A 13405-nucleotide genomic window follows, 5' to 3' on the forward strand; every position below is an offset into this window, starting at 1 on the left:
GGCGGCATGTTATCAGAAACCCCGCATGCACTCATCCCGGATTGTCAGTTGGTACTCAATACCTGTTGATAAAGCGAAGTCAGCGCCTGTGCCAGCCGTTGCGGGCTATAGGGTTCAACTTTACGCCGGGCCGCATCACCCATGCGTGAATCTTCCGTCAGCGGCGGAATGGCGCAAACGGCCTGATTTAATCCGTTGATATCCAGCGCATCACAGACGAAGCCCTCCTGACCGGCGGTAATAAACTCAGCCCCCCCGCAGCCGGTGCTGGTAATAACCGGCAGGCCGCAGGCCATCGCCTCCAGCACCACGTTAGGAAAAGGATCGTAGAGCGTGGGCAGCAGCAGGCCGTCCGCCGCGTGATAAAACGGCTGCACATCCTGCTGTACGCCAACAAAGCGCAGGCGATCCAGGCAGTTCAGCTGGTTAGCCAGCTGCTGATAACGCTGCAGCTGTTTATCCTGACCCACCACAATCAGGTAACGGTCACTGGCGGCCAGCGCCTGAATCGCCGCTTTCAGCCCTTTACGCTCAAAGCCGGAACCGACGTAAATCAGTACGGTGGCCGCATCCGGCAGCCCCAGCTGCTGGCGGGTCGCATGGCGGGTCGCATGGCGGGTCGCTTCCGTGGCGGGCTGAAAACGACGGGCATCGATAGCGTTATGGATGACGTGAATTTTTCCGGCGTCGAGTGAGAAACAGCGCAGGATATCGCTCTTAACCATCTCTGAATTGCAGATCACCGCTTTCAGCGTCGGCGAGTTAAACATCTCCGCTTCCGCCTGCAGAACGTAGCGATGATAGGGACTGAGGGTTGCGCTCAGTCGTTGCCACGGTGAGACGATGCGGGCGCGCTGCTCCAGCCAGACGCGATGCACGCCATCACCCGCGCGAAAGATGTCACAGCCAGCGATGCGTTCATGACTCTGCACAATATCGAACTTTTCACGCTCCCAGCAGGCGCGTGCGGCACGGGCAAAGCCGCGCTCGCGGGAAACCCTGCCCAGCTTTGCAGGATTACAGATATGGAGATGCCAGTCCGGATTGGGCGTGCCCTGCCAGCTGCGGGTAATGATGTTGAGATCGAGCTGTTCGCTGCCCAGGGCTTCCAGCGCACGGGAGATAAAACGCTCAGCACCGCCATCCGGCCGGTATTTCTGCCGGACAATCGCCAGCCTTAACTTACTCATTCAGGAAGCTCCTCGCCGCCGCGACCACATCCTTCACCGGAATGGCTGACAGATAACGCTGATCCGTTCGGGTGTCGATAGAATCAGGTGAGGGCAGTGGGCCATAATCCCCCGCCCAGATGACATGGTTGTTGTTCCCCCAAGGCCGCCAGTGCTGCAGCTTGGTCGGGCCAAACAGGGCGATACAGGGCGTTTCCAGCGCTGCCGCCATGTGCATCGGCGCGGAATCGACCCCGATAAACAGCGTGGCGTGATCGATAAGCGCCGCCAGCTGCGGCAGCGTAAACTGACCCGCCAGCGACACGACATCTGGCGAGGCGCACAGCGCGCGGATGCGGTTGATCATCGCCAGCTCCTGTTTGTCCGGCCCGGCGGTCAGCACCACCTTCCGTCCAGCCCGTGCCAGCTCATCGACCGTGGCGGCCACGCTCTCCTCTTCCCAGCATTTAAAGCCCCAGCGTGAGGTAGGCTGAACCACGATATAGGGGGTAGTCACCTGATGCTCTGACAGGCGGGTCAGCACGATCTGCTGGTCAGCGTCACTGTAGTGCATCGAAACGCGCGCATTGTCGCTGCTGATACCGAGCGGGGCCAGCGCGGACATGTTCTGCTCAACGGTATGCAGTCTGCTGTGATTATGTGTCGGGACCAGCCGGTTATGACACCAGCGCCACAGGACGTTATCGCGTTTTTTAAAGGCGAAACCAATGCGCACCGGCGCAGCGGAGAGCCGGGTGATCAGCGCCGCACGCCACTGGTCTGCCAGATTAATCACCAGGTCATAATGGGCGTCACGTATGGCACGGATTAATGACCGTTCATGGCCCAGCTTGCGCCAGGTGCCCTCCTGCTTCCATTTCCGGTCGATGACGTGCAGATGGCGGATAGCCGGATGCGCTTCCAGCATCGGACGTGTCTCCTGATAGAGCAACACGTCGATGCTGGCCTGCGGATAACGCGCATGCAGCGCATTGATGGCGGGCGTGGTGAGCAGCATGTCGCCATGATGGCGCAGCTTAATCAGTAAAATACGTTTTGGAGAGATGTTTGCTGGAGTCAGGCTGGCCATAAACAAAGGTTCTCAGATTTCAGTGAACCGATTGTAGGGCAAACGCTTTTTAGGATAAAGCCAGCCTCAGGGGTTATTTATCGCGCCAGCGATAGAGCCGTCCCAGCCACAGCAGTAACTGATACCACTGCTTAATGCCGCGGGCGTTGCGTAACATGCGCCGGTGTGTCCGGGTCGCGAACAGATCGGCGATGATCGCCTGGCGTGCGCGGGCATCAGGCTCACGTCTCACGCTATGGCAGACACTGAGCGCTTCATGCGTCACCTGAGCGTGAAACGACGGGTAGATCCGCACGCGGTCACGATAGCGGATATTAATCTCTTCCAGCAGCCGCGCAATCTTCAGGTAGTGACGCTGATATTCGACGTTGCGCTCGCCGGTGCGTTTGCGGTTACTGATTGACGCGTCATGCATATAGTAGCGGTAGAGCACCGCATCGGTGTAACGCACGCGTTTTGCCAGCAGCATAAACTCGGTGGTCCAGGGAATATCCTGATGATGCAGGCCCGGCTCGAACTGCAACTGGTGCTGCTCGATTAGCGACCGGCGGTAGATGCCCAGCCAGACCACATGCATATAGCGGCGGGTTTTCAGCGCGGTATTGAGCCAGTCAGCGCCGCTCAGCACCGGCGTGCTGCGCAGGCGATCCAGTGGTATCAGGGGTTTTACCCGCTGGCTGTGTTTGAAAAACCATTCGGCGTTGCACTGTGCCGCATCCAGATTGTCCGTTTCCGCCAGCGTTACCAGCGTCTGGTACATCCCGGGCTGCATGGTGTCATCCGCATCCGGAAAGGTGACATATTTGCCGCGCGCTATCGCCAGCCCGGCGTTACGGGCGCGCGACACGCCGCCATTTTCCTGATGAATCACGCGAATGTGGGAGTGATGTTCTGCATAGTGGTCAGCGCGCTCGCCTGAGCCGTCAGTAGAACCATCATCGACGATTATGATCTCCAGCGAGGTCAGCGTCTGCGCCAGCAGTGCCTGCATGAACTCATCAAACATGCTGCCCGCATTGTACATCGGGGTAATGATACTCAGCAGAGGAGAAGTACTCATGACAATATCTGCACCAGCATTCTGTTCACTGTCAAAGGGCGTTGCCTCGTCATAAATCATTTCCAAATCAGCAGAATGGCATACATTAATCCACGATTATAAAACGGTGTCGCCTCCCTGCTTCACGAAAAACCACGCGCGCGCGTAATAATGCACTATCTGCCTCTTTTTTACGCAACGTGGCCGCGCCGGTAAACAGCATAGTGTGCCTGGGGTTTATCAGCAGCATTTTAAAAAGGATCTGGCAGACAGCGGTGGGGTCAGAGGGAAAAGATGGCGCGGCAGTCACCGCGCCCGGAGCGGTTTGACAGGTGGAGAGCGCTGACTAAAAAAATTTTAGCCTGACGTAATGCATCATCCAGCTCACGCTTTCTGCATACTGCTTCTGATGCCACTTGATACGGGCAAAGCGCTTCATCTCTTTATAATGTCTGGGTAAATCAAGAGGCTGAGAAGCCCAGGGCGAGCGCTGGTAATAGCTGTAGTAGAGCAGGGACAGGTCGCTGCCGGCCCAGGCATGCCAGGGCTTACACTTACCGGTGTAGTGAATCATCACGGTGTCAGCGGGCACGCGGGAGTGGTCCCAGACCTTGTTCGCGATGATGTCGTAGATGTGGTTGTAGCGATCCGGCAGGATCAGCACCTCATCCTCCAGCACAATATTCAGCGCATCCTGGTCAGGAAAACCGAACGCTGCGCCCCGGGTCACCAGAACCTCAGTGATCCGCGCGGTAGTCTGTCTGGCGAGCCAGCGTGGAATATTGATAAGCATAAAGCCGGAGTTGAAATAGTCATGGCGTTGCAGCCCGAGTCGCGCGCACTGGTTATGACGCGCACGCGGGGTATCGTTGCAGGCTGCCAGCGTATAGTCCGTGATATCCAGCGTGAACAGGGGGGAGTAATCGCCGACGACCAGCGTGTCCGCATCGATGTAGATTACCCGGTCGCTGTAGCGCGCCACCGTTTCAGGGATCAGAAAGCGGTAATGGATACTTTTGGGATAGCGCCCGACCGCCGGCAACTGATCGACCCAGGCACTGTTAAAAATATGCAGGGTGATGGCCAGACGATGGCCCGACGCCATTGAGCGCAGCTTTTCCACATCCTCTTTCTGCAGCGAGTCAGAGAAAATATGGGCGTGGAAAGCGGTGTCGGGGTGATGGCTGAGAAGTGAAAACAACGTAATACCCAGACCACGCGCGTAAGCGTGGTTGATGCCAAACGCAACGTGAACCGGATTATCATCCGCATCCGCAAGCGTGTTGACCAGCAGCTGACTTTGCTGAACGGCATCAGCAAGAGGGGTAATTGCCATTACGCTTCACTATTCCAGATTATGAGTAATAAACGTTTGTATTCTAGTCAGTTTGTCGGCATCCAGCCCGAATAATTTTTCAGCGGGCTGATCAAACTTAAATCGCGTGGCAAAAACAAAGGTCGATGCGGCGATATTGTCCGGTCCGATAAACAGGACATTATTAACCGGGCGCTGTTCCCTGATCTCACAGGGGCCATAGAGCATAATGACCGGTATCTGTCGGGCGTCAGCAATATAAGCATTACCGGAATCCGATGAAATATAAAAATCCATCTGCGAGATGGCCCATGGCACCTCTTCCAGCTTCAGCGCGCCAATCAGGCTGACAATATTCTCCTGCGGGCCGGTCAGGCTCAGTAATTCATCCAGCCACGGCTGCTCGGCTGGTGGACCAAAGACATAAAAGGTGCAGGGCAGTTCAGCCAGCGACGCCATCAGCTGCTGCCAGATGGCGGCAGGAATGGTTTTGGCCCGATTCCCGGCAGAAATGCTGATGCCGATTTTAATCCCGCTGCGCGGATGCAGCAGCGCGGCAGGAGGCGCAGGCGGCTGCCAGAGCGGTGACGTGGCGTGCTTGGGAAAATCGGTGTAGCGGTAGTCCCGATTAATCAGCTTCAGATAGCTGTCGAGCGTCAAATCCGTTTTCGCGTGGTCGACGATGCCACTGGCGCTGCGATAGAAGATCGCATGATAGGATTTACGCACATAGGTGCGCAGAAACTGTTTGTTCGGTGCATTGCACAGCGCCGCGAAAAAGAGATTAACGCTGTTGGGCTGAACCAGATAAACATGGTCATAACGGTTCATCAGCGTGAAGGCGAGTCTGAGTTTGGCAAAAAAGCTGCGCTTCGCCTCTTCAATCAGAAAATAGCGGCTGACCGTGTCATCGTGACGCGCCAGCGGCTCTACCGATTTGCTGATCAGCAGTTCAGACTGACCCAGAGCGCGCAGCATCGGGGTGATGTTAATAAAATCCCCGATCTTCGCCGTCTGAATCACCAGACTGCGGCCGGTGGGCCGGTAAAAGAGCCGCATCAGGGTGCGGAAAGGCAGCAGCAGCAGATAGATCAGCACATAGTTCATGGCGCATTTTTCCCGATAACGGCCTGCAGTTTCTCTGCCACGGCGTCAGCTGTCAGCTCCGCCAGATTGTGATTCGGGGCGCTCAGCGCCTGTTGGTTCTGCCCGTAGCCGCCAATCAGGCCTGGATCGGTCGGGCCATACAGCGTGAGATTAGGACGATCCAGTGCGGCGGTCAGATGGCTTAAACCGGTATCCACAGAGACCACCGCCCGCGCGCCTGCCAGCTGTCGGGCGATCGCTTCCAGCGTCAGCTTAGGCAGCACCTCGACATGCTCAAAACCTTCAGCCAGGCGCAGCGCACGCTGATGTTCATGTTCGGCACCCCAGGGCAGCTTCACCCGCAATCCGCTGGGCTGCATCTGCTCAATCAGCTGTCTCCAGTGGGATTCCGGCCAGTGCTTGTTGTCACGCGTTGTGGCATGCAGAAAGACCAGATAGTGATGCGCATCCGCGGGCAGATGATGCAGAAAATGTCCGGCAATCGCGTAGTCACCCTGGGTTTGCGGCTTTTCATAGCCCAGGCTTTTGGCGAACAGCTCGCGCGTCCGCTCAACGGCGTGCTGGCGTTTGCTGATCTCATGGCGGACGTCATACCACCAGCTGGCAAAAGGTTCACGCGCGCTGCGGCTATCCTGCCCGTGCTTTACCCCTTTGGATAAGCGGGTCACCAGCGCCGCGCTTTTGATCAGCCCCTGGGCATCAATCACGATATCGTACTCGCGCGACTGTAACGCGCGCTTAAACTGCACGCGCTCTTCACGCTGCTGACTGCCAAACCAGTGTTTGCGCCAGCGGCGAATCGCGACCGGCAACACCTGGTCCACGGCAGGGTGCCAGCCAGGGATCTGGGCAAAATTCTCTTCCACTACCCAGTCAAAACGGATGCCGGGAATGGCATGCATGGCATCGGTCAGAGCCGGCAGCGAATGCAGCACATCCCCCATTGAGGATGTTTTAACAATCAGGACGTGCATGGCACCTCCTGCGGCGCAAGGAGTTCATTCAGCGTCTGAAGAACGCGCTCAGGCTGAATATCAATTAGGCTCTGGTGATACCCCTGTTCGGCATCGCCCTTACGCACTTTGTGATAGCCGGTAATCAGGCGAATAATGCGCGCCTGGCGGGCCAGCGGTGGCGTAAAGTCAGGGCTGCTGGGTCCATAGAGTGCCACCAGCGGACGATCCAGCGCGGCGGCGATGTGCATCAGGCCGGAGTCGTTACTGACCACGGCGCGGCATTGCGCCAGCAGGATGACCGCCTGCTCCAGCTGGGTTTCACCCGCCAGGTTGCGGCAGTGGCTGCGACTCTCTTCCGGCAGTGCCGCGATGATCTCTTCACCGGTCGGGCGATCTTTGGCGGAACCAAACAGCAGGATCTGAAAGCCTTCGGCGATCAGCTGGCGGGCCAGGGCGGCGTAGTGGTAGTGCGGCCAGCGTTTAGCCGGACCAAATTCCGCGCCCGGACAAAAACCGATGATCGGACGCGTTGCGGTGAGCTGAAACTGTGCGGCCGTTTCCCGCATCTCCCGCTCTTCAACCTGCAACTTTGGCCACAGGAGCGGCTGCGGCAGCTGCGCCGCCGAGGCGACAGGCGTGTCGTAGCCCAGCGCCACGTAGCGCTCAACCATCAGCGGGAACGCGGCTTTATCCAGCACCCGCAGATCGTTCAGCAGGCCATAGCGCATCTCCCCCCGCCAGCCGACGCGGCGTGGTATGCCGGCAAAGAAGGGAACCAGCGCCGACTTAAAGGAGTTAGGTAGCACGTAGGCCCGGTCATAATGGCTGTCGCGCAGTGCCTTGCCCAGCCGGCGACGCTCGCCGAGTTCCAGCGCGCCATGGCCCAGGGGCATCGCCAGCGCCTGACTGACCTCCGGCATGCGTGACAGCAGGGGACGACACCATGCCGGTGCCATCACGTCTATCACCGCATCGGGATGTTCGGCCTTGAGGGTGCGATAGAGACTTTGCGACATCATCATATCGCCGACCCACGACGGGCCGATTACCAGAATTTTCATCGCCGGAGCAGCTTCCTTTATGCGTTGCGATTCAGCCAGACCATATAGTCAGCGACGCCCTGCGCCACCGTTTTAAACGGCTTGTCATAGCCCGCGGCACGCAGCTTCGTGAGATCGGCCTGGGTGTAAGCCTGATAACGGCCTTTGAGTTTTTCCGGGAACGGGATGTACTCAATCTGCCCTTTCTGATGAAACTTCAGCACGGCGTCGGCCACTTCCTGGAACGATTCGGCGCGGCCTGTGCCGCAGTTGTAGATCCCGGAGATGCCGTTTTCCCAGCACCACAGGTTTACGGCTGCCACATCATCAACGTGGATGAAATCGCGTTTGAAGCCGTCACTGCCTTCAAACAGTTTTGGATTTTCATCGTTGCTGATCTGGGTGTTCAGATGAAACGCCACGCTTGCCATGCTGCCTTTATGGCCTTCGCGCGGTCCATAGACGTTGAAGTAGCGGAAGCCACACACCGGCGAGTTCGCTTCCGGCAGCATCTGACGAACATAGTGGTCGAACAGCATTTTGGAGTAGCCATACACATTCAGCGGCTGCTCATACTGACGCTCTTCGATGAAGTTTTCATTGCGGCCGCCGTAGGTCGCTGCAGAAGAGGCGTAAAGGAACGGGATCTCGCGCTCCAGGCAGTAGTGCAGCAGCTCTTTGGAGTACTGATAGTTGTTCTCCATCATGTACTTGCCATCCCACTCGGTCGTGGAGGAGCAGGCTCCCTGATGGAATACCGCTTCAATCGGGCCTAAATCATCGCCCGCGATCACGCTCATCAGAAACTCTTCTTTGTCCATGTAATCGACGATATCCAGGTCGACTAAATTGGCAAACTTAGTGCCATCCTTCAGATTATCCACCACCAGAATGTCGGTGTGACCGCGATCGTTCAGCGCTTTGACGATGTTGCTGCCAATCATTCCTGCGCCGCCAGTTACGATAATCATGTTGTTACCTTCAATGTTGTGGGGTGAAACAGGAGGTTTCACACACGAATACCTCACATCATAACATTTCATCAGGGTGCAGACAGCCAGATGACTCTGTAACGCCACAGGGCTGCCACCTCGTGGCGTGAACTATGCTGCAAAAATGACATTCTGTTGGGCGTTTTATCGTTAATAAGCGCCCTGTTCAGTAAGATATGCCAGGTTTTTGCCATCTGAGGAGAGCAATGATGCCTGCGCAATTTTATCAACAACTTCGTCAGCAACTGGATGATGCACGTCAGGAAGGGCTGTTTAAACAGGAGCGGATCCTCACCTCTGCCCAGCAGACAGAGATAGCGGTAGATCACGGTCCGGCAGTGATTAACTTTTGCGCCAATAACTATCTGGGTCTGGCCAATCATCCGGCGCTGATTCAGGCCGCGAAGTCGGGAATGGATTCGCATGGCTTTGGCATGGCGTCGGTGCGCTTTATCTGTGGCACGCAGGACAGCCATAAGCAGCTGGAAAAGCGGCTGGCCGCGTTTCTCGGTATGGAAGATGCCATTCTCTACTCCTCCTGCTTTGACGCCAACGGCGGCCTGTTTGAAACGCTGCTGGATGCAGAGGATGCCATTATTTCCGATGCGCTGAATCACGCCTCCATCATCGACGGCATCCGGCTCTGCAAAGCACAGCGCTACCGCTACGCGAACAACGACATGACGGCGCTGCGGGATTGCCTGCAGCAGGCGCGCGATAAAGGTGCACGCCATATCCTGATCGCCACCGATGGCGTCTTCTCCATGGATGGGGTCATCGCCAATCTGCCCGCCATCTGCGACCTGGCTGAAGAGTTCTCTGCACTGGTGATGGTGGATGATTCCCACGCGGTGGGTGTTGTCGGAAATGGCGGACGCGGCACCCACGAATATTGTGACGTGATGGGCCGGGTTGACATCATTACCGGCACGCTGGGCAAAGCGCTGGGCGGCGCCTCTGGTGGCTACACCGCAGCAAAAGCGGAAGTGGTGGAGTGGCTGCGCCAGCGTTCCCGTCCCTATCTCTTCTCCAACTCGCTGGCTCCGGCGATTGTGGCCGCCTCGTTGCGGGTACTGGATCTGCTCAGCGAAGGCGATGGGCTCCGTCAGCGTCTCCGGGATAACGCCCGTTTCTTCCGGCAGCAGATGACCGCAGCGGGTTTTACGCTGGCCGGGGCCGATCACGCCATTATTCCGGTGATGCTGGGTGAGGCCAGCGTCGCTCAGCAGTTTGCCCACCTGCTGCAACAGGAAGGCATCTACGTTACCGGCTTCTTCTATCCGGTCGTGCCAAAAGGGCAGGCTCGCATTCGCACGCAAATCTCTGCGGCACATACCCAGCAGCAGCTGGAACGTGCGGTGGCCGCCTTTACCCGTATCGGTAAACAGCTGGGCGTCATCGCCTGAGGAGTCTGTTATGAAAGCACTCGCCAAACTGAAGAGGGAAGCGGGCATCTGGATGGTAACTGATGCGCCGGTTCCTGAGCCGGGCCACAACGACCTGCTGATTAAAATCCGTAAAACCGCTATCTGCGGCACCGATGTCCACATCTACAACTGGGATGACTGGTCGCGCAAAACCATTCCGGTGCCGATGATTGTGGGTCATGAATATGTGGGTGAAGTCGTAGCAACAGGTCAGGAGGTAAAGGGCTTTACGCCTGGCGATCGGGTGTCGGGAGAGGGGCATATCACCTGCGGGCATTGCCGCAACTGCCGCGCCGGGCGAACGCATCTGTGCCGGAACAGCATGGGCGTGGGCGTTAACCGTCAGGGCTGCTTTGCGGAATATCTGGTCATCCCGGCCTTTAACGCCTTCAGAATTCCCGACAACATTTCCGATGAGCTGGCCGCGATCTTTGACCCGTTTGGTAATGCCGTGCATACCGCGCTGTCGTTCGATCTGGTGGGCGAGGATGTGCTGATCTCCGGCGCGGGGCCTATCGGCATCATGGCCGCGGCGGTCTGCCGCCATGTCGGCGCGCGTAACGTCGTAATCACCGACATCAATGACTACCGACTGGCGCTGGCGCGAAAAATGGGCGTCACCCGCGCGGTCAACGTGGCCCGTGAAAATCTGCGCGACGTCATGCATTCGCTGGGGATGACGGAAGGATTTGATGTCGGACTGGAGATGTCCGGTGCGCCTCCTGCGTTTCGCGCGCTGCTCGACGTAATGAATCACGGCGGGCGGATTGCCCTGCTGGGTATTCCGCCGGGTGAGATGGCTATCGACTGGAATCAGGTGATCTTCAAGGGGCTCTTTATTAAGGGCATTTATGGCCGGGAGATGTTTGAAACCTGGTACAAAATGGCGGCGCTGATCCAGTCCGGTCTCGACTTAACGCCGGTCATTACGCATCGCTATGGGATTGACGACTTCCAGCAGGGCTTTGATGAGATGCGTTCAGGACGCTCGGGAAAGGTAATACTGAGCTGGGATTAACACACCGGCCGCCGCAGCGGCCGGATAATCAGCGTTGCTTCTTCTCTTCGTCGGTCAGATAGCGCACCTTGCGCGTGTAATCCTGACCTTTAAAGTGGAGCGGCTGTTGCGGATCGGCCAGATATTTTTGCCATTCCGACAGCGGAAAGCCGCCGTGTGCACCAACCACCTCCGCCGGGATCACCGCAGACTGACCGCCGATTTTCTTGGAGACCGGCCAGTTAGCCCATTCGCCCAGATTGACGGTTTTAATGTCCAGCATATCCAGCAGCACCGCGAGCGGCAGCTGATCGGTCGGCGGCTGACTGTCGTTCATCAGATGCCAGGTGTCATTAAACAGCGTCAGCCACAGCGGTGAAATACGCTGCCAGACCTCACGGGTCGCCGCCAGATAGGCGCCGTTAACGTGATCCACCAGATAAGGGCGGATACTGTGCGGGTAGTAGGCAGGAATCGCCTCCTGCGGCGCATCAGCCAGCTTGGCAATCATTTTTCCCTGACGAAAGCTGGAGTAGAGATGGCCAGGTTTCATCATGATCTCCGGCATCTTTAGCAGATTGAGGTCGGAATCGATCATCAGAATGCCGTCGCCTTTTGCCTGCAACGGGGCCTGCAGTTTGATTAAACGACTGCGATAGATCTGCTTGTAGCGATAGCGCTCTTCGCGATGCGGTACATCCAGCGTGGCTACGCGGGTTTTAGCGGGCAGGCTGCCAAAGGCGTCGGCAGGCTGATCGCTGACAATCACAATCTCCTCTGCCTGCGTGGCAAAGCGCGCCGCAAAATCGGCACTGAGCAGCGCCTCTTCGATATAGTCCGCGCCCGTGCAGGGGATTACGACAGAGGTAACCGGTACCGAGCCCTGAACTTCTTTTAGCGAATAAGGCAGGTTATGGCTCGCCCGGATATGGCGATAACGGGGATTTAAAAAATTAAGCATGAGGTTTCTTATTAGCGACACTTTGCAGAATATTTTCAACGCCGCTGATGTAGGTTTCAATGGCGTACTGTTCACGAACGCGTTTCGCTGCCGCATTGATCAGGCGCTGACGTAAGCCGGCATCCTGCCACAGCGCGGTTAAGTGCTGGGTCAGCTGCACCACGTTGCCATAATCAAACAGCAACCCGGTTTCGTCATGACTGATCAATTCGGCAGTACCGACCACACGGGAACCGATGACGGCGGTATTCACCAGCATTGCCTCCAGCACGACCCGAGGTAAGCCCTCACTGCGTGAGGCAAGAATAAACGTATCAAAGGCGGTGAGGTAATCCAGCGCATTGTTCTGAAAGCCCGTAAAGACCACATGCTGCTGGATATTCTCCGCCGTTGCGAGTTGCAGCAGGTGCTGGAGTTCCGGGCCGGCACCGACAATCACCATCCGCCAGTCTGCGTCGGGATGAGCCCGTTTGAAACGGCCCAGCGCCTGCAGAATGTGATGATTGGATTTACGTAATATCAGTGAGCCGATGGTGCCAAACACAAAGGTGGTCGGGGAGAGTTTAAAACGCTGGCGAACGTCGAGGCGGTCAGGTAAAGGCTGGTGGATGTCGATCGCATTGTTGACGGTAAAACAGCGTTCCGCATCAACACCGTGGCTGATCAGCGTCTTATTTACCCCCTGCGACACGGCAATAATCGCCTGGCAGTCCTGGTTCACCATGCTGACCAGTCGTGGTTCCAGCACCGGGTCGATACGGCAATGCTGCACCACCGCCACATCCAGGCTGCGCGCGGCCAGATAGCCCTCCACATTGGTGCTGGGCTGGTTATTCATGTAGAGCGTGTCGAATTTTCCCAGCTGGAGCAGGGAGTTAATTTTGCTGGCGTTGGGCATGATGCGCCAGCGTGTATCGATCTCATCGATAGCCCGCTTCTTCAGCTTTTTATTAAAAAACAGCAGCGCCCGCACGGCTTCTTTGACAAATTTTGCCCAGCGCGGCTGCCTGATCTGCGGGATGAAAAAGACCGGAATGGCCAGCGCATTGAGCGTGGCCTCAATGGTTTCGTCATTGCCACGGCTGTAGTTGTGATAGAAGCAGCAGGTAATATCAAATTTCTGACGATCGATACGTTTCAGCAGCTCCAGCATACTGTTGGTGCCGCCTCCCCACTCTCTGCCGTTATCCAGCAGCAGGATTTTTTGTTTATTAATCGTCATCCGTCTTACTATTCCCGCACCGCATGTTATGCCCGACCGGGATTATAGTAATTTTTACCTGCAATTGAACTTTAAGCTTAGCACTTAGCA

At 57.0% G+C, this 13405-nt stretch carries 12 protein-coding genes; 2 read left to right on the top strand and 10 right to left on the bottom strand.

Features of this window, described 5'->3' with window-relative positions; translation table 11 throughout:
• Positions 1-44 precede the first annotated feature (44 nt).
• The 8 genes from OJ965_RS03170 to rfaD all read right to left on the bottom strand — a co-directional run bounded on the left by OJ965_RS03170 (position 45) and on the right by rfaD (position 8687).
• On the bottom strand, positions 45-1190 hold the full coding sequence (locus OJ965_RS03170) for a glycosyltransferase family 4 protein (protein WP_265137760.1): 1146 nt from the start codon (positions 1188-1190) through the stop codon (positions 45-47).
• Positions 1183-2259 carry a putative lipopolysaccharide heptosyltransferase III gene (gene rfaQ / locus OJ965_RS03175; RefSeq protein WP_265137761.1) on the bottom strand — a complete coding sequence of 359 codons (1077 nt, stop codon included), beginning with the start codon at positions 2257-2259 and terminating at the stop codon, positions 1183-1185. Before rfaQ ends, OJ965_RS03170 begins: the two co-directional genes overlap by 8 nt.
• A gap of 73 nt (positions 2260-2332) precedes the next feature.
• Positions 2333-3319 carry a glycosyltransferase gene (locus OJ965_RS03180; protein ID WP_223812786.1) on the bottom strand — a complete coding sequence of 329 codons (987 nt, stop codon included), beginning with the start codon at positions 3317-3319 and terminating at the stop codon, positions 2333-2335.
• Positions 3320-3644: 325 nt separating this feature from the next.
• The gene (locus tag OJ965_RS03185) at positions 3645-4634 is read right to left on the bottom strand and encodes a glycosyltransferase family 8 protein (RefSeq protein WP_150030372.1); all 990 of its coding nucleotides are present in this window, start codon (positions 4632-4634) and stop codon (positions 3645-3647) included.
• Positions 4635-4643: 9 nt separating this feature from the next.
• On the bottom strand, positions 4644-5720 hold the full coding sequence (locus tag OJ965_RS03190; protein WP_009088095.1) for a glycosyltransferase family 9 protein: 1077 nt from the start codon (positions 5718-5720) through the stop codon (positions 4644-4646).
• Positions 5717-6694 (bottom strand): lipopolysaccharide heptosyltransferase RfaC, encoded by a 978-nt coding sequence (rfaC, locus tag OJ965_RS03195; RefSeq protein WP_140924075.1) that lies wholly within the window; start codon positions 6692-6694, stop codon positions 5717-5719. The genes OJ965_RS03190 and rfaC overlap by 4 nt, the downstream gene beginning before the upstream one ends.
• Positions 6682-7737 (bottom strand): ADP-heptose--LPS heptosyltransferase RfaF, encoded by a 1056-nt coding sequence (gene rfaF, locus OJ965_RS03200; protein ID WP_009088091.1) that lies wholly within the window; start codon positions 7735-7737, stop codon positions 6682-6684. The genes rfaC and rfaF overlap by 13 nt, the downstream gene beginning before the upstream one ends.
• A 17-nt stretch (positions 7738-7754) precedes the next feature.
• Entirely contained in the window at positions 7755-8687 is a 933-nt protein-coding gene (rfaD, locus tag OJ965_RS03205; protein WP_265137764.1) for an ADP-glyceromanno-heptose 6-epimerase, read from the bottom strand.
• A 230-nt stretch (positions 8688-8917) separates the two neighbouring features.
• Between rfaD and OJ965_RS03210 the strand changes: the two genes are divergently transcribed.
• Positions 8918-10114, top strand: a complete 1197-nt coding sequence (locus OJ965_RS03210) for a glycine C-acetyltransferase (RefSeq protein ID WP_265139253.1) — start codon at positions 8918-8920, stop codon at positions 10112-10114.
• A gap of 10 nt (positions 10115-10124) precedes the next feature.
• Complete coding sequence (tdh, locus tag OJ965_RS03215; protein WP_265137766.1) at positions 10125-11153, top strand: L-threonine 3-dehydrogenase; 1029 nt, start codon at positions 10125-10127, stop codon at positions 11151-11153.
• 28 nt (positions 11154-11181) lie between these two features.
• Here tdh and OJ965_RS03220 read toward each other — a convergent pair whose 3' ends face one another.
• Together OJ965_RS03220 and OJ965_RS03225 are read right to left on the bottom strand one after the other, a co-directional pair.
• Positions 11182-12093 (bottom strand): hypothetical protein, encoded by a 912-nt coding sequence (locus OJ965_RS03220; RefSeq protein ID WP_265137767.1) that lies wholly within the window; start codon positions 12091-12093, stop codon positions 11182-11184.
• Positions 12086-13315 carry a glycosyltransferase gene (locus OJ965_RS03225; protein WP_058957366.1) on the bottom strand — a complete coding sequence of 410 codons (1230 nt, stop codon included), beginning with the start codon at positions 13313-13315 and terminating at the stop codon, positions 12086-12088. Before OJ965_RS03225 ends, OJ965_RS03220 begins: the two co-directional genes overlap by 8 nt.
• Positions 13316-13405 lie beyond the last annotated feature (90 nt).

Source organism: Pantoea anthophila (genome assembly GCF_026104315.1).
GTDB lineage: Bacteria > Pseudomonadota > Gammaproteobacteria > Enterobacterales > Enterobacteriaceae > Pantoea > Pantoea anthophila.